12 protein-coding genes and 1 tRNA gene are annotated in these 18,623 nt (G+C 31.5%); 9 read left to right on the top strand and 4 right to left on the bottom strand.

Translation table 11 applies throughout. From position 1 onward, the window contains the following. Positions 1-36: 36 nt before the first annotated feature. Both KV700_RS09480 and KV700_RS09475 read left to right on the top strand, forming a co-directional pair. Positions 37-1,260: a metallophosphoesterase gene (locus KV700_RS09480; RefSeq protein WP_218597731.1), complete on the top strand. Its 1,224-nt coding sequence runs from the start codon at positions 37-39 to the stop codon at positions 1,258-1,260. Between the two features lie 87 nt (positions 1,261-1,347). Further along, entirely contained in the window at positions 1,348-1,641 is a 294-nt protein-coding gene (locus KV700_RS09475; RefSeq protein WP_166383984.1) for a co-chaperone YbbN, read from the top strand. A gap of 489 nt (positions 1,642-2,130) precedes the next feature. Here the strand turns inward: KV700_RS09475 and KV700_RS09470 are convergent, their stop codons facing one another. After that, positions 2,131-2,829, bottom strand: a complete 699-nt coding sequence (locus KV700_RS09470; protein ID WP_218597730.1) for a polysaccharide deacetylase family protein — start codon at positions 2,827-2,829, stop codon at positions 2,131-2,133. A gap of 10 nt (positions 2,830-2,839) precedes the next feature. Continuing rightward, positions 2,840-5,917 carry a DUF2723 domain-containing protein gene (locus KV700_RS09465; RefSeq protein ID WP_218597729.1) on the bottom strand — a complete coding sequence of 1,026 codons (3,078 nt, stop codon included), beginning with the start codon at positions 5,915-5,917 and terminating at the stop codon, positions 2,840-2,842. A 169-nt stretch (positions 5,918-6,086) separates the two neighbouring features. Here KV700_RS09465 and KV700_RS09460 point away from each other — a divergent pair. Further along, positions 6,087-6,158: transfer RNA gene (locus KV700_RS09460), tRNA-Gln, on the top strand. Between the two features lie 192 nt (positions 6,159-6,350). Here the strand turns inward: KV700_RS09460 and KV700_RS09455 are convergent. Then, positions 6,351-7,199, bottom strand: coding sequence for a transposase (locus KV700_RS09455; protein ID WP_218598260.1), 849 nt, complete (start codon positions 7,197-7,199; stop codon positions 6,351-6,353). A 127-nt stretch (positions 7,200-7,326) separates the two neighbouring features. Continuing rightward, on the bottom strand, positions 7,327-7,677 hold the full coding sequence (locus KV700_RS09450; protein ID WP_218597728.1) for a transposase: 351 nt from the start codon (positions 7,675-7,677) through the stop codon (positions 7,327-7,329). 655 nt (positions 7,678-8,332) lie between these two features. Between KV700_RS09450 and KV700_RS09445 the strand changes: the two genes are divergently transcribed. From KV700_RS09445 to KV700_RS09420, 6 genes are all read left to right on the top strand, one after another. After that, positions 8,333-9,820: a xylulokinase gene (locus KV700_RS09445; protein WP_166383988.1), complete on the top strand. Its 1,488-nt coding sequence runs from the start codon at positions 8,333-8,335 to the stop codon at positions 9,818-9,820. A 97-nt stretch (positions 9,821-9,917) separates the two neighbouring features. After that, positions 9,918-11,234, top strand: coding sequence for a xylose isomerase (gene xylA / locus KV700_RS09440; RefSeq protein ID WP_166383990.1), 1,317 nt, complete (start codon positions 9,918-9,920; stop codon positions 11,232-11,234). Between the two features lie 98 nt (positions 11,235-11,332). Further along, the gene (gene xylE / locus KV700_RS09435) at positions 11,333-12,754 is read left to right on the top strand and encodes a D-xylose transporter XylE (RefSeq protein WP_218597727.1); all 1,422 of its coding nucleotides are present in this window, start codon (positions 11,333-11,335) and stop codon (positions 12,752-12,754) included. An 86-nt stretch (positions 12,755-12,840) separates the two neighbouring features. Next, a complete protein-coding gene (locus KV700_RS09430) occupies positions 12,841-14,880 on the top strand; it encodes a transketolase (RefSeq protein ID WP_166383993.1) in 2,040 nt (679 codons plus the stop codon). 10 nt (positions 14,881-14,890) lie between these two features. Continuing rightward, the gene (gene fsa, locus KV700_RS09425; RefSeq protein WP_166383995.1) at positions 14,891-15,544 is read left to right on the top strand and encodes a fructose-6-phosphate aldolase; all 654 of its coding nucleotides are present in this window, start codon (positions 14,891-14,893) and stop codon (positions 15,542-15,544) included. A gap of 221 nt (positions 15,545-15,765) precedes the next feature. After that, entirely contained in the window at positions 15,766-18,612 is a 2,847-nt protein-coding gene (locus tag KV700_RS09420; RefSeq protein ID WP_218597726.1) for a DUF5060 domain-containing protein, read from the top strand. The last annotated feature ends 11 nt before the right edge of the window (positions 18,613-18,623 follow it).

Genomic DNA, 18,623 nt, shown 5'->3' with positions numbered 1-18,623 from the left:
ATCTTTGACGAAATTTTTTAAAATAAAATTTCTTTTATGAAAATAGCAATTAGACTAATTATTTTGTTTGCCATTATTATGTTGTTAGAGGTGTATGCTTTTCAGGCAATAAAAACAATTACTAAAAATAAAATTTTTCGTTACTCTTGGGTTTTAATAAGTGTAATAGCATATATAAATTTCTTTTATGTATCAATTACCTACGATAGAACTGAAGGTCAAACTCCACAGTTTCAAATGGCAATGGGTATAATGTTAACGGTCTTAATACCAAAATTAGTCATCTTAATAATAATGTTTGGTGAAGATGCATATCGCTGGGTTTTAAAATTGTTTTCTGCCGTTTCAAACGGAGAAACAAATGAACTTGCAGGTAGAAGAAAGTTTATTTCTCAAATTGCTTTAGGTTTGGCAGCAATTCCATTTGCAGCATTTATCTACGGAATTATTCAAGGGAAATACAATTACAAAGTTTTAAAATACCAATTAAGTTTTAAAGATCTACCAGATACTTTCGATGGATATACCATTACTCAAATTTCAGATATTCATTCTGGGAGTTTTACAAACAGAGAAAAAATACAATATGGTGTAGATTTAATAAATCAACAAAAATCGGATGTAATGTTGTTTACGGGTGATATTGTGAATAATAAATCGGACGAAATGGATAATTGGATGGATGTTTTTGATAAATTAGAAGCAAAAGACGGTAAGTATTCTATTCTTGGTAATCACGATTATGGAGATTATATAGATTGGGATAAGCCACAAGACAAAATAGATAACTTTCAAAAAGTAAAAGACATTCATAAAAAAATTGGATTCGATTTGTTGTGTAATGAAAATAGATATTTAGAAAAAGACGGGCAAAAAATTGCATTAGTTGGTGTAGAAAACTGGGGGAAAGGTGGTTTTCAGAAAAAGGGAGATTTACAAAAAGCATCGGTAAACATTAAAAAAGAAGATTTTAAAATATTAATGAGTCACGATCCAAGTCATTGGGAACATAAAGTAAAAGAAGACCCTTTTAATTATCAACTTACCTTAAGTGGGCATACACATGGCTTGCAGGTGGGTATAGAAATTCCGGGTTGGTTAAAATGGAGTCCTTCTCAGTTTGTCTATAAACAATGGGCAGGTTTGTATGAAGAAGCAGGTAGATTTATTAATGTAAACAGAGGTTTTGGATACCATGCATTTCCGGGTAGAGTTGGTATTTGGCCAGAAATTACGGTGATAGAATTGAAGAAAGCCTGATAATCAGTTAGTTTAAAAACTTTTTTATATCTTTGCACTTTGTAACAAAAATTGTTTGCAGATTATCCCTCATTTAAAACTTATACTATGACTAGATTTGGGGAGTTAATAAATACTGAAAAACCTGTTTTAATTAACTTTTATACAGACAGAAATGATTCTGACACTGCAGTAAGTACCTTAAGGTATGTTGTTGCAGCTATAGGAAGCAAGGCAAAGGTAATTAAGATAGATGTTGCTAATAACGAAAATCTTGCAGATGCTTTACTCATTAAAGGAGGCTCAACTTTTATGATTTATAAAAATGGCGAAATGAAATGGCGTCAAGCAGGTTTACAAGACTCAAAAACTTTAGTAGGTTTAGTACTAAAATATCTTTAATTTTTTTAGAAGCTATTTCCTGTTTCCACTTCTCGCTTTTTTATTCTAAAAAAGAGCTCAAACAATGAGACTGTCTTGAGCTTGTAGAAAGGTTCTATGAGGGTTAGAATTTGTTTGTTAACTTTTTGTCATTGCGAGGTACGAAGCAATCTCTAATTTATGAAGAGCAAGGCATTATTTCTTCATAAAATTACAAACAAAATTGATTACATTCAGTTTTGCTATTCTTACTGTTATAAGATTTCTTAACCGCTAAAAAGCTCATTTAGAAATGACATTGGTAGTTTTACGTACTTCTTTTAAAGCCAAATATACTTTGTTTTCTATGTAGTTTAAATAAAGAGTTAAGTATACAATTTTACGAAATGTCATGTCAAGTGAATTTTATTTTTCATAAAATTTTTAGAGAGGTGTTGTACGGTTAATAAAATAGACTCTTAGATTTCTCAATCGCTAAAAAGCCCATTTCGAAATGACATTTGGTCGTTTTTATATTGCTTTAAAAACAAACCCTTTATCAGAAAAATGCTGCAACACTTTTGGTAAGGCATATTTCATTCTTTTAGCTGCTTTTACGCTATCATGAAAAACAATAATACTTCCTGATCCCGTGTTTTTTAAAACATTCTCTAAACACTTTTCATTAGAAATAGAGGTATCAAAATCTGCAGATAAAACACTCCACATAATAATTTGGTAGCCTTTTTTAATCAATTCTTGTGCTTGTAATTTTTTAACCTTACCGTATGGGGGTCTAAATAGTTTTGCTTTATCCTGCAAGGTTTCTATAACCTTGTAGGTGTCTTTAGATGTTTCTGCGGTATTTAAATGTACATGGTTCTTAAAAACTTGCAGGTTGTTTTCGCATTCTAAAACATTATCAATATAAGTTGTATTACCAGTTTTCCAACCATTTAAATGGTTTTGGGTATGGTTACCAATGCTATGTCCATCAGTAATAATTTTACTAAAAATTTCTGGGTGATTTTGTATGTTTTTTCCAATACAAAAAAAAGTTGCTTTTGCTTGGTGTTTTTTTAATTCGGCTAAAACAAATTGGGTAATTTCATGCGTAGGTCCGTCATCAAAAGTGAGAAAAATTTCTTTTTTATCAGAAAGAAAACGCCACGTATATTTAGAGAAAAATCTCATAATAAAACGTGGCGTTCTGGGGAAATAACTTTTCATTTAAAAGGTGTTATTCTTCATCCGGAATTAGATGATCAAATAGTTTTACAATATTTATAAATTCATTTTGTAATGCCTCTAAATATTCTTTATCAACTTCGCCTTCTTCTGTTTGTGTAATAATGTTTCTGTACATGTAAAGCGTAGTATCTATGTCATCAAAAATTAATTGAGTATCTTCTGTAGAAAATGTGCTTAACCAAATTAATTTTTCTTTAAATAAGTCTATCAATGTTCTAGCTGTTTCTCTTGCCTTTTTAGTGTCTCTTAATCTATAATAAGACTCTGGGTACCCCATAGATAGGCTATAATGATCAAAGTCTTCAATTGGCATTTTATCTAATGACAAGTCTAAGAGTTCTAATGCTTTTGCGGTATCTCCTTCTTTTTCAAAAGCTTCAGATAAACGCAATAAGCTATTACGCATAGAAATTGAATTTCTTTTGGTTTGTTCGTCTAAATAAATTTTTCCGTCGTTAATGTTTCTCCAATCCCATTTCTGAATATTGGTGTACATCTTTTCGGTGTCAATTCTACCCATATCAAGTGGGCTCTTTTTAGCCATCGGAGTTTTAATAGGTACTAATTTATAGGCCAAACCATCTAATTGTAAATAATCTTTTAACCAAAGGTATTCTTCTGCGGCATTTGCGCCACCTGTAAAGTAAATTGGTCTTTCCCAATTGTTATTGGCAAGAATATCTAACATTAAAATTCTATTCTTAAATAAAGCTCTATCATCAATAGTTATGTCTATGTAAGGCAGAATCTTATCAGCATCTTTTTGGGCTACAATTCCGTTTTCTAATACTTTTTGTTTGTTAACAGGAATTCTAATTTTATTAGTAGGATAATACTTTTCTTTCTGACCATTTTCTGTTTCTACATAAGTTGCATCACTATCTGAAGCAATCCAACGCATAAAGTTTTTAATAGTCATAATAGAATCTTTAAAACGCGGATGATCCATAGAATAGGCAACATCTAAAGTTCCGTATTTATACTGATCATGTTCTAATTGAGACGGAATAGGAGCTGCTTTATAAGTAGCTCGTTTCATTTGGTCTATATACCAAGCAGTCGCAAATAAAGAAGTGTTTACTAATTTTACATCTGTTCTAATGCCTTCTACTTCTTGCATATACCAAAGCGGGAAGGTATCATTATCTCCAATGGTAAACATAATTGCGTTCTCATCACAACTTTCTAAATATGCTTGTGCATTTAAGTGCGTTGTATATCTGTTAGAACGATCATGATCATCCCAGTTTTGAGAAGCCATTAAAGTTGGTACTGCTAAAAGAGAAACTAAAGAAACTGCAATTGCAATTGTTTTTTTATTTCCAAAATTCTTTAGATATTCATATAGTGCAAGTACACCAAAGCCAATCCAGATAGCAAAAATGTAAAAACTACCTACAACCGCATAATCTCTTTCTCTGGGTTCAAAAGGTTTTGGATTTGTGTAAAAAATTATAGCAAACCCTGTAAAGGCAAAGAATAAAAGGAGTGTAAAGAAATTTTCTTTATCCCATTTAATTTGATATAATAAACCAATAATACCTAAGATTAACGGTAAAAAGTAGTATTTATTTCTTCCTTTATTTTCTAAAACCTGAGAAGGTAAGTTCTTTTGAGAACCTAATCTCATTTCATCTATTGTATTAATTCCGCTAATCCAGTTTCCGTTAAAAACATCTAAGTTTCCTTGAATATCGTTTTGTCTACCAACAAAATTCCACATAAAATATCGTCCGTACATATAGCCAAACTGATAGCTCATCATAAACTTCATATTCTCTGCAAATGTAGGTTTACGTTTACTGTTTTGTGGAATACCTGCAATAGATTTATACATTTTTTCTGAAGCAGGGTTTACCATTCTTGGTATAAAACCTTTGTGTTTGTCAGACCAGTTTGGTACAACTCCTTCGTAGTTATTTACAATCTCGTATTTTCCATTTAATTTCTCATATTTTGGCTTATCATCCTTGTAAGGGTTCTTAGCATCTTGTTCTCTGTCGTAAGAGTTTGAGTAATAAGTGTCGTAAAAAACATTTGCATCACCATATTGTTCACGATCGTAATATGCTAATAATTCACGTGCACTAGAAGGGTTGTTCTCGTTAATAGTAGTGTTGGCGTTTGCTCTAATTGGTAACATCATCCAAGAAGAAAAACCTATCATAATAAACATTACAGAAAGAACTAGTGTATTTGCATGAATTTTATTTTTCTTACGAGTATATTTTAACCCTAGGTAAAATAAAACAACTAAAATAATCGCTGCAATAATACTTCCAGAGTTATAAGGCATTCCTATGGTATTTATAAAAAATAACTCAGAAGCACTAAAGAATTTTAATGTAAACGGAAATAAGAATTTAAAAACAAACATTAAAGCAAGTACAGAAATTACGGTTGCAATTGCAGTTGTTTTTATGTTGATGTTTTTATACGTCTTAAAGAAATACAGCATTACAATTGCAGGAATAACTAATAAAGAAAGAATATGTACCCCAAAAGATAACCCTACCACAAAACTGATAAGAATTAACCATTTGTTTCCTCTAGCTGTGTGTAGTTCGCTTTCCCACTTTAAACCTAACCAGAATAATAAAGCCATTAAAAAAGATGACATTGCGTATACTTCTCCTTCTACGGCACTAAACCAAAAACTATCTGAAAAATTATAGGCTAAAGCACCTACTATTGAACTTCCTAAAATTGCAATGTATTTTCCTTCGGAAGCTTCACTTGTTTTTAAAGCAAGTTTTAGTGCTAAATTAGAAATTGTCCAAAACATAAATAAAATAGTGAACGCACTTGCCAGTGCAGACATAAAGTTTACCATTTTAGCAATATGAGTAACATCTGAAGTAAACATGGCAAAAAATGCCCCTAACATTTGAAATAAAGGTGCTCCTGGCGGATGACCAACTTCTAATTTAACGGATGTAGAAATGTATTCTCCACAATCCCAAGCGCTTACTGTTGGTTCTAGTGTAAGGTAGTAAGTAATTAAAGCAATTACAAATGTAGCCCATCCTAAGATGATGTTCCATTTTTTAAATTTTGCTGATGTCATAGTTGTTTAATAATGTGTGGCGAATTTACTAATAAATATGAATTAAATTAGTTGAGTCTCACTTTTAAAAGGAGAAATTTCATCATAAATGTTTGTTAAATGTAAAAAAAATTAAAAAATGTTTGCAGGTTCTAAATAAAGGTTTAAATTTGCACCCGCATTAGAGTATTGGCCTATGGTGTAATTGGTAACACACCGGTTTTTGGTACCGACATTCAAGGTTCGAGTCCTTGTAGGCCAACTGCAAACCCTTTTAATCATTTGATTAAAAGGGTTTTCTTTTTTTACACGTTTTTTGTATTGATTCATTGTTGTTGGGTTTGTACGTTTCTTTATTTTCAACTCTAACCTGGGTAATTTCATTTTTTAGTTTAAATTCTTATTTTTAAAAGCGTAATAAGGGATCAAGTCCAAAAGTTGTGGGATTTAGAAATTAGGCATAAATATTTGAGAGTCTAAAAAGGAAAAATTTGATGTTTCTAACACCTCTAAATTGTGCTCTAAATGCTTTTATTTTAGCATTAAACGATTCTGCAGAAGCATTTGTACTTCTATTGTCAAAATAGTTGAGTATATTCTGATAATGTATAGACATTGTTCTAGCAATGGTATTAAAGCTTTTAAACTTCGCTTGTCTTACATTTTCATCCCATTTAGCAAGTCTAGTTAAGGCAACGGTTTTATCTTTTGTTTGATTGTAAATCCAGGATAAGTTTTGACATAAATTGTATGCCTTTTCTATATCTGGATAAGTTTTAAAAAGTATTTCAGCTCTTTCTTGTTGGGAGTTAGTCCATTTGTTACTAGATTTATACAATAGGTATCTACTTCTAGCTAATAATTGTTTTAGAGTATCTCCATTTGGTAGTAGTTTAGGAACATATTTTAAGGAGTTGTTTCTAGCATTTTCTATGGCGTCGTTATCTTTATCTATTGCTTCCCAACGATGTTTAATTCTAATTTCTTGCAAAGCATCTAAAGCTAATTTTTGCACATGAAATCGATCTATAACTAGTACTGCTTTTGGAAATGATTTTTTAACGATTAACCCCATGTTTGCTGCCATGTCTAAGGTTACTTCTTTTACTTTTTTTCGTTGTTTTAAAGAGATTTTATTAAGGATTCTAATAACATCTTCTGCTTTAGTGCCTTTAATCATGGCCAGTAAAGCACCTTTTTTTCCATTCGCATTTTTATTAGTCACGATAGTATATAAATCTCCATTAGAAAATGCTGTTTCATCTATGGAAAGATAGCTTCCAGTATTTTCAGGAAAAAGCAACCATTGTTCAGCATGTGGTTTTTGGTTCCATTGCTTAAAATCACTTAAATAATCTTTGTATTGTCTCTGTAAGTTTCTAGGGCTTACTCCGTAAAAGGTTGCTACAACAGATGTACTTGTAGCATTATTACAGACTGATTTGTTTTAAAAAAGCAGCAAATTCACTAGTAATTCTAGTGCCTTTTGCTACTAACTGCCAATCTCTTATCACTAATTTTTTAGAATTATCATCAATCCAACGCCTTCTAATAACATGTAGAAAAACGTTTTTACCTCGAATAGGAAAATCTTGAATAGTGGCTTCTGGAAAAAATCCTTTAGAGCTTAATTTAAGTGTTTTAAATTCTTCAGGAATTGTGTTTAACTCAGTGAAATAGAAATGGAGTTCTTCATTTTTAACTTCGTGTTTGGTAAGTTTAAAATAGTTAACAAGTATTTCTGGTAGTAATAATTTAATAAGCTCAATTGAAGTATCCAAAATAGAAGTAATTTAAAAGTCAAAGTTCTTCCTTTTTATTTTACTCCACAACTTTTTGTGTTGATCCGTAATAAGCTAAAAAAGTACATGGTTTAGGTTTTTAAATCAGTAAAAAAAGTTTTTTATTTTTATTGAGTGCTGCAAAAATTTTAGCAGTGTGATTTGCTATTGAATTTTAAGTTTGTGTATTACCAAAATTAGGTCTAGGCATAATTTTTTAGTATTTAGATATCGCTTAGAATTTGTATTTGAAGAATTCTAAATATCTTTTTTTTATTTTAGCAAGTAATTAGTTTCTGTAACATATCTGCATGTTCAAAACCACCTTCTCAGAAAAGTTAAAAATATTTTACTGGAAGGATTAAAATAAGAGCGTATTGCAAATAAAATTAATATAAAATTGAAATATTATGGTTTTAAAGTTTGCGTAAATATTTGGTTTAGTATTTTTGGGTTTTTAAACTAATTCCTATCTATTGTAAGAGGTAATCTAAGCTTTCTTTTTATTAATAGGGCAATTTGCATATTCTATAATACATCATGCACGTTTTTTGTTATTTACTTATGGGGTTTAAAAGTATTTTTATTACTTGATAAAAGGCTTAGGATTTATACACTGTGTTAGGCCATTTTTTTTAACTTAAAACAAGAAGGTTTGTATTATTTAGGATTAGACATTGGGAGTTCTTCTATAAAAGCGGCTTTGGTAGAAGTAGAAACGGGAAAAAGTTTAGGAGTTGTGCAAGAGCCTAAAGAAGAGATGGGCATGTTTGCTCAAAAAAATGGTTGGGCAGAGCAAAAACCAAATGATTGGTGGCTGCACATTTGCAACGCAATTACCAAGCTAAAAAAAGAATATAATATAAGTAGAACCCAAATTAAAGGTATTGGTATTTCTTATCAAATGCACGGTTTGGTTTTAGTAGATAAAAAAGGAAATCCACTTCGTAAAAGTATTATTTGGTGTGATAGTAGAGCTGTTGAAACAGGTAATACCGCTTTTTCTGAAATTGGAGAAGAAAAATGTGCTTCTCATTTATTAAATTCACCAGCAAATTTTACAGCTTCAAAATTAAAATGGGTTAAAGATAATGAGCCAGATATTTATAATCAGGTTCATAAATTTATGTTGCCAGGAGATTATATTGCTTATAAATTTTCAAACAAAATAAATACCACTATTTCAGGGTTGTCAGAAGGGATTTTTTGGGACTTTAAGAATGATACTATTGCAGATTTTCTTTTAGAGCATTATGGAATTGACAAGTCTTTAGTACCAGATATTGTAGATACATTTGGTGTTCAGTCTTTAGTAGATGAAAAAGGAGAACTAGAAAGTGGTCTTGCAGCAGGAACTCCAATTTATTATAGAGCAGGAGATCAACCAAACAACGCGCTATCTTTAAATGTATTTAACCCAGGAGAAGTTGGTGCAACAGGAGGAACATCTGGAGTGGTATATGCTATTACCGATAGTTTATCTGCAAAAGAAAGCTCTAGAGTAAACAATTTTGCACACGTAAATTATCAAAAAGGAGCAGCAGCAAGAATTGGTAAATTGTTGTGTATAAATGGTGCAGGAATTCAGTACCGTTGGTTGTTAAATAATTTAGCCGTAGATTCTTACGAAGAGATGAATAATTTGGCCTCAGAAATTCCTGTAGGTTCAGATGGTGTTTGTTTAATTCCTTTTGGTAATGGAGCAGAGCGTATGCTAAATAACACAGAAATTGGTACTCGTATTGTAAACATGAATTTAAATAACCATCATAAAGGGCACATGTGTAGAGCTGCTTTAGAGGGTATTGCGTTCTCTTTTGTGTACGGTATGGAGATTTTAAAGTCAGACGGAATTAAGCCAAGCGTAATTAGAGCAGGAAATGATAATTTATTCCGTTCAGATATATTTGCAAATACGGTAGCAACTTTAATAGAGCAAGAAATAGAAATATTTAATACAACCGGAGCTATTGGAGCGGCAAGAGCTGCAAATTTACACAAAGGTGATTTTGAGTCTTTTGGAAAAATAATTATGGACAATGATCATGTAATGACCTTTATGCCTTTTAAAGATAAAGAGCCTTATTTAGAGGCTTATAAAAATTGGAAAAAAGAATTAGAACTCGTTTTGAAAAATCAATAAAAAAATATAATTTTGGGCGTTACCTAAAAAGGTAGTGCTTACCAAACATAACCGAATAACATAATAACACGAATAAACAATTAAATAACATTTAAAGATGGCGAATAAGGAATATTTTAAAGGAATTAACAAAATTCAATTCGAAGGTAAAGAGTCAGACAATCCATTAGCATTTAAATACTACAACCCAAACCAAATGGTTGCAGGAAAAACAATGAGTGAATGGTTTAAGTTTTCAATAGCATATTGGCATACATTCTGTGGGCAAGGAGGAGACCCTTTTGGACCAGGAACACAAAACTTTCCTTGGGATCAATCTACAGACCCTATTCAAGCTGCAAAAGACAAAGCAGATGCTGCTTTTGAATTTATCAATAAAATAGGTTTCGATTATTTCTGTTTTCATGATTACGATTTAGTGCAAGAAGCAGGAACTTTTGCAGAATCAGAAAAAAGATTAGATACTATTACAGATTACATTAAAGGTAAGCAAGCAGAAAGTGGCGTAAAATTATTATGGGGAACAGCAAACTGTTTTTCTAATCCACGTTATATGAATGGTGCTGCTACAAATCCAGATTTTAACGTACTTGCAAGAGCAGGTGGGCAAGTAAAATTAGCTTTAGATGCAACTATTAAATTAGGCGGAGAAAATTACGTTTTTTGGGGAGGAAGAGAAGGTTACATGTCTTTATTAAACACAGATATGGGACGTGAAATTGACCACATGGGACAATTCTTAACCGTAGCAAGAGATTATGCAAGAGCACAAGGTTTTAAAGGAACTTTCTTTATTGAGCCAAAACCAATGGAGCCAACAAAACATCAATATGATTTTGATTCTGCAACAGCAATTGGATTCTTAAAAGAGTATGGTTTAGACCAAGATTTTAAATTGAATATTGAGGTAAACCATGCAACGTTAGCACAACACACAATGCAACACGAAATGGCAGTTGCTGCTAAAGCAGGAATGTTAGGAAGTATTGATGCAAACAGAGGAGATTACCAAAACGGTTGGGATACAGATCAATTTCCAAACAACATTCAAGAAGCTACAGAAGCAATGTTAGTGTTAATTGAAGCTGGAGGCTTACAAGGTGGTGGAGTTAATTTTGATGCAAAAATTAGAAGAAACTCTACAGATATGGATGATGTTTTTCATGCACATATTGGTGGAGCAGATACATTTGCTAGAGCATTGTTAACTGCAGACAAAATTTTAACTTCTTCTGCTTACAACTCTTTAAGAGAAAAAAGATATAATTCTTTTGATGCAGGAAAAGGAAAAGACTTTGAAGCTGGTAAATTAGATCTTAAAGATTTATACAACATTGCTCATGAAAATGGGGAATTAACATTACAAAGTGGTAAGCAAGAATTGTTTGAGAATATTATCAATCAATATATATAAGAATAAAGAGACCTTTCATATTTAACAATATGAAAGGTTTTTTACTAAAACTCAGTTTTAAAAAAAAAGACTTTAAAAAAACTAACTTCTAGAAAACTATGGTGAAATCAACTAATTCAGGATATCTTATTAAATTAACATTAGTGGCCACTTTAGGCGGTTTACTATTTGGTTATGATACCGGTGTAATTTCAGGAACTGTAGGATCTCTAGATAGTTTTTTTGTAATTCCAAAAGGATTATCAGAAACAGCAGCAAGTGCTTTTAAAGGATTTTTAGTATCAAGTGCATTAATTGGTTGCATTATTGGTGGAATCTTTGGAGGGTTAGTTAGTAAAAAACTAGGAAGAAAAAAAGGGTTAATCTTAGCCGCTATTTTATTTTTAATTTCAGCTTTAGGTTCTGCAATGCCAGAAATGTTTATTGGAACTTTAGGAGAATTAGATCATACATATTCTACAATTTTTATTGTGTATAGAATTATTGGAGGTATTGGAGTAGGTTTAGCATCTATGTTGTCTCCGTTATACATCGCAGAAATTGCTCCTGCAAAAAGTAGAGGTAAATTGGTTTCTTTTAATCAATTAGCAATTGTTGGAGGTTTTATGGTAGTTTATTTTGTGAACTATTTTATTTCTAGAGGTGGTGGTTCTGATGCTTGGTTAAATGAAGTTGGTTGGAGATGGATGTTTGCTTCAGAAGTAATACCTGCGGGCTTATTTTTAGGACTTTTATTTTTTGTTCCAGACACACCAAGATCTTTAGTATTACGAAACAAACCAACAGAAGCTTTAGATGTTTTAATTAAAGTAAATGGTAAAGAAGAAGGTAATAGAGTTTTTGCAGAAATACAAGATTCTATGAATGAAAAAACATCAGGAAACCTTTTATCTTTTGGTTGGCTAGTAATTATCATTGGAGTTTTACTTTCTATTTTTCAACAATTTGTGGGTATAAACGTAGTATTGTATTACGCTCCAGAAATTTTTAAAACTATTTCATCTGGTACAGATAGTGCCTTGTTAATGACTATTATTGTAGGTGTTGTAAACTTTTTATTTACTATTGTTGCAGTAAAAACAGTAGACAAATACGGTAGAAAACCATTAATGATTATTGGAGCTGCAGGTATGGCAGTAGCTATGGTAAGTTTAGGTTTTGTATTTTATTTAGGTGCAACAGGCTATTTTGCATTGTTTTGTATGATGTTATATGTTGCAAGTTTTGCAATGAGTTGGGGACCGGTAACTTGGGTTTTATTAGCAGAGATTTTTCCAAATAAAATTAGAGGAAAAGCTTTAGCTATTGCAGTTGGAGCACAATGGATTTCTAACTATTTAGTGTCTTTAACATTCCCTATGATGAATGATAATTCTTATTTAACAGGATTGTTTAATCATGGTTTCGCTTATTGGGTATATGGTATTATGAGTGTTTTAGCCATGTTATTTATTATGAAATACATTCCAGAAACAAAAGGGAAAACCTTAGAAGAGATGGAAAAACTTTGGAAAAAGTAATCTTAAAAAAATCAAATTAAAAAAAATAATAATGAATCTCGTTGAGGAGCAGTTTCTCTGTGAGGTGTGTTATAAAAATAGTAAATATGAACAAAAAAATAGACCAACAATCAGCAGATAATATTAGAGCATTATGTGTTGCCATGGTAGAAAAAGCAAATTCAGGACATCCAGGAGGTCCTATGGGAGGTGCAGATTTTATGCACATCTTATATTCAGAATTCTTTAATTTTGATCCTTCAGATATGACTTGGGCATTTAGAGACCGTTTCTTTATGGATGCGGGGCATTTATCAACCTTAATGTATGCACAATATTATCTTTTAGGAAACTATGAGAAAGATGATGTTGCTAACTTTAGACAATGGGGTTCAATTACACCAGGTCACCCAGAAGTAGATGTTGCAAGAGGAATCGAAAATACATCAGGACCTTTAGGTCAGGGACATACTATGGGAGTGGGTGCAGCAATTGCAGCAAACTTTTTAAAAGCTCGTTTTGGAAATTGGATGGATCATAAAATTTATGGTTTTATTTCTGATGGAGGCGTGCAAGAAGAAATATCTCAAGGAGCAGGTAGAATTGCAGGTCATTTAGGCTTAAGTAATTTTATTATGTTCTACGATTCTAATGATATTCAATTATCTACACCAACAGACGAAGTTACTTCTGAAGATACAGAAATGAAGTACAAAGCTTGGGGTTGGAATGTGGTAACTATTGATGGTCATAACCATGATGAAATAAGAAAAGCATTAAAAGATGCAAATGCTGAAACAGAAAAACCAACACTTATTATTGGAAAAACAATAATGGGTAAAGGTTGTGTTACTGCAGATGATAAAACTTTTGAAGGCGAATGTGAATTACATGGACAGCCTATTGGAGCTTCTGGTGCAGATTACACAAAAACCCTATTAAACTTAAATGCAAACCCAGAAAGCCCTTTTGATATTTATGAAGATGTTAGCGCATTTTATCAGAATTTATTAAAAGAAAAAACAGCAAAAGCAGCTGAAAAGAAAACAGAAATTTCTGCATGGAAAAATGCTAATAAAGAACTTTCAGATAAATTAGATTTCTTTTTATCAGGAGAGTTACCAGAATTAGACTTTGAAGGAATTGAGCATAAAGCAGGTTTAGCATCAAGAGCAGCCTCTTCTGGAGTATTAGGATATTTAGCAGAAAAGGTAGAAAACATGATTGTTTCTTCTGCAGATTTATCGAATTCAGATAAAACAGACGGATTCTTAAAGAAAACACACGCACTTAAAAAAGGTGATTTTTCTGGATCATTTTTACAAGCAGGAGTTGCAGAGTTAACGATGTCTTGTATTGCAAACGGAATTGCATTACACGGAGGGATTATTCCTGTAGTAGCAACTTTCTTTGTGTTTTCAGATTATATGAAACCAGCGATTCGTTTAAGTGGTATTCAAGAATTAGGTGTAAAATATGTGTGGACGCATGATGCTTTTAGAGTTGGAGAAGATGGACCAACGCATCAACCAGTAGAGCAAGAAGCACAAATTAGATTGTTAGAAAAATTAAAAAACCATAGTGGAAACCCAAGTTTCATGGCTTTACGTCCTGCAGATTCTGCAGAAACAAGCGTTGCATGGAAAATGGCTTTAGAAAATAAAAACACACCAACAGGTTTAATTTTATCTAGACAAGGAATTAAAGATTTACCAACCAAAGGAGCATCATCAAGATATCAAGAAGCATTAGCTGCTGAAAAAGGTGGTTACTTGGTAAAAGAAGTAGAAAATCCTGATGTAGTATTAGTTGCAAATGGTTCTGAAGTTGCAACCTTAGTAGCAGCAGCAGAAATTTTAGAAGCTAAAAACGGATTGAAAGTAAATATTGCTTCGGTAATTTCTGAAGGAGTTTTTAGATTACAATCTAAAGAATATCAACAAAGTGTAATACCTAAAAACAAACCATTATTTGGTTTAACAGCAGGTTTACCAGTAAACTTAGAAGGTTTGGTTGGAGATGCAGGTAAAGTGTTCGGGTTAGATCATTTTGGGTATTCAGCACCGGCAAACATCTTAGATGATAAATTTGGATTTACAGGAGAAAAAGTAAGTCAACAAGTATTAGAATATTTAAAAACAGTATAAAAATAAACGTATGAAATTTTTTATTGACACAGCAAATCTTAATGATATTGCAGAAGCAGAAGCTTTAGGAGTTTTAGATGGTGTAACTACTAACCCATCTTTAATGGCAAAAGAAGGAATTACAGGAGCAGCAAATATTTTAAACCATTATAAAAAAATCTGTGACATTGTAGAAGGAGATGTTTCTGCAGAAGTAATTGCTACAGATTATGATGGAATGATTGAACAAGGAGAAGAGTTGGCAGCGTTGCACTCTCAAATTGTTGTAAAATTACCAATGATTGCAGATGGTGTAAAAGCGTGTAAATATTTTTCTGATAAAGGAATTAAAACAAATATGACGCTTATTTTTTCTGCAGGACAAGCATTATTAGCTGCTAAAGCAGGAGCTACTTATGTTTCTCCGTTTTTAGGAAGATTAGATGATATTTCTACAGATGGATTAAATTTAATTTCAGAAATGAGATTAATTTATGATAACTACGGATTTAAATCTCAAATTTTAGCAGCATCTGTACGTAATACAATGCATGTTATTAATTGTGCAAAATTAGGTTCTGATGTAATGACTGGACCTTTATCTTCTATTACAGGATTGTTAAAACATCCTTTAACAGATAGTGGATTGGCACAATTTTTAGAAGATTATAAGAAGGGGAATTAGTATTGAGGTTATTGTTATGAAGAAGATAAAAAGGTAAATTCTATTTAGAATTTACCTTTTTTTTTGCAATAATAATTATAGAATTAATCTCATGAATTATAAGATAATTGTACATTTTGCACAATCTATAACACTTCATGCACTTTTTTTGTTATCTATAAATTTAGTTTAAATGTAAATTTATTTTTTTAATAAGTTATATTAACTCAAAATTTAATTTTATGTCAATAACCAAAAGAAGTTTTAGTCTCTATTTTTTACTACTCGTTTTTAATTTTACTTTATTTTCTCAAGGAAAAGTTGAGGGAAAATTAGAAAAATGGAATAAAGTAACCATTCACTTTAATTATAAAGAATTTAGTGAAAATGATAAAGATAATCCCTTCTTAAATTATAGATTAAATGTAACTTTTAAAAATGGAGATGAAGAAATAACAGTTCCTGGTTTTTTTGCTGCAGATGGAAATGCTGCAGAAACAAGTGCTGAAAAAGGTGCTGTTTGGCAGGTGCGTTTTATGCCTAATAAAATTGGAGAATGGACGTACAAAGCTTCTTTTAAAAAAGGAAATGAAATAGCCATAAATGATGATGAAAAAGTTGGAGAATCTATTGGTTTTGATAATGAAACAGGAAGTTTTATAATAAAAAACAGTAAAAACAGAACCGATGGTAGATTAATTAATAAAGACGAACGTTACCTGTATTATTCTGAGTCTAACAAACCCTTTTTAAAAGGTGGTGCAAATAGTCCAGAAAACTTCTTGGCATATTATGAGTTTGATGAAACACCAGCATCTCATAAATATGAACCACATTTTAAGGATTGGAAAAAAGGAGATCCAACTTGGCAAAACGGAAAAGGGAAAAATATTATTGGAGGACTAAATTATTTGGCATCTAAAGGAATGAATTCTGTCTTTTTTTTAACAATGAATGTACAAGGAGATGGAGATGATGTTTGGCCTTGGGCTACTAAAAATGACCGAACTCGTTTTGATACAAGTAAACTAGATCAATGGGAAATTGTCTTTGATCATATGGATAATTTAGGTTTAATGTTACATATTGTTACGCAAGAAACAGAAAACGAATTACTATTAGATATTGGCGAGTTAAAAACGCAACGTAAATTATATTACAGAGAATTAATTGCAAGATTTGCTCATCACTTAGCACTTACGTGGAATTTAGGAGAAGAAAATGGACCTGTTCATTGGTCTCCAAAAGGACAAAATGATGCAGATAGAAAAGCGATGGCTACCTATGTTAAAACACATGATCCTTATCAGAATTTTGTGGCTTTGCATACACATTCTATTGCAAAAGAACAAGATTTGTTTTTAGAACCTTTATTGGGATATGAGTTTTTAGATGGACCTTCTATGCAAACAAATGACCCAGACTCAATTCATAATATCACTAAAAAATGGATTAATGAATCTCAATTAACCGGAAAAAAATGGATTGTTTCTCAAGATGAAATAGGACCTGCAGATACAGGGGCAAAACCAGATGCAGATGACCCAAACCATAATAATATAAGACATAAAGTTTTATGGGGAAATTTAATGGCTGGAGGAGCAGGAGTAGAATGGTATTTTGGTTATAAATTTGCGCACAATGATTTAAATTGTGAAGATTGGCGATCTAGAGAATTTGTTTGGAACCAAACAAAACACGCATTAGACTTTTTTAATACGTATTTACCTTTTAATAAAATGCATGCTGCAGATGGCTTAACAGATAACCCAGACGATTATGTTTTTGTAGAAAATGATAAAACGTATGCTATTTATTTACCAGAGGTAAAAGAAACAAAAATTAATTTATTTGGTTCAACAAAAAAATACGTTGTAAAATGGTACAACCCAAGAACTGGAGGAGAATTGGTAAATGGTTCTATTAAAAGAATTACAGGTGGAGGAGAAAAATCAATAGGTTTACCACCAAATAAAGATAAAGATTGGGTTGCACTTATTAAATCTACCAAGAAGGAAGAAGAAGGTTCTCAAGAAATTGAGCAAAAAATAATCAGCTTAAATGCTATTCAAGATTTCAATTTATTAGAAAAGGATGGTTTTGGGTATTACAAGGATTTTCCAAACAACGTATTGGCTATTGAAGCATCCGAAGTAAATAATAGAAACAAATTTGCAACAGCAATTGCTAAATTTAAAGGAGTTACTGGTGTTTATAATTTTACTTTTGTAACTACTGCAGAAAATGATGGAGAATCTGAATATGTAATTAAAATTAATGGTACAGCTTTAGATACTATTAAAAACCCTAGAGTTTCTGAGTCTTTTAAAAGCATTAGACACCAAGTTGATGCTGTTTATTTACATGTAAATGATATTATTGAAATAACCTCTAAAGCGGTTACCAATGGTTTAATTCCAGAAGGAAATGAAACAGCTTGGTCTAGAGGAAGATGGAATTCTATTACTTTTACTCCTAAAGATTATTCGTTACTAAAAATATTAGCAGATACTAAACCTTTTGAAGAAAAAGATGGAATGTTAGAAATTGAAGCAGAAAATTATCACTATAAAAATAATAATAGCACCAAGAGAAATTGGGTTGTAAGATCTTTAGATGATAAAATAAGTGTTGCAAACTATAGTAAATCTGCTAATAAAAATAGTTATATTCAAGCATTACCAGATACAAGGGTTACACATGATGATACTCTTATTTTAGGTGAAAACTTCTTTCCTGTTTCTGGTACAGGAGGTGTTATTTCTTATAAAATAAAAATAAATAATCCAGGAAAATATTATATTTGGGTCAATGCACTCTCTACAGGGACAGAAGATAATGGAGTACATGTTGGTTTTAATGAAAATTGGCAAGAAAGTGGAGCTAGAATACAATGGTGCGATGGTAAAAATGAGTGGACTTGGTCTTCTGCTCAAAGAATGCCCGATAATCATTGTGGTACAGAAAAAACAATTTATTTAAACTTCGAGAAATCAGGTGAATATGTACTGTCTTTTTCGATGAGAGAAGATGGTTTTAAAATGGACCGTTTTATTCTTTCAAAAAATAGTAACTTTAGACCAAATTAAAAATCGCAATT

Origin of the sequence: Polaribacter sp. NJDZ03 (assembly GCF_019263805.1) — a bacterium.
GTDB lineage: Bacteria > Bacteroidota > Bacteroidia > Flavobacteriales > Flavobacteriaceae > Polaribacter.
This window is presented reverse-complemented; position numbering and strand designations above follow the sequence as displayed.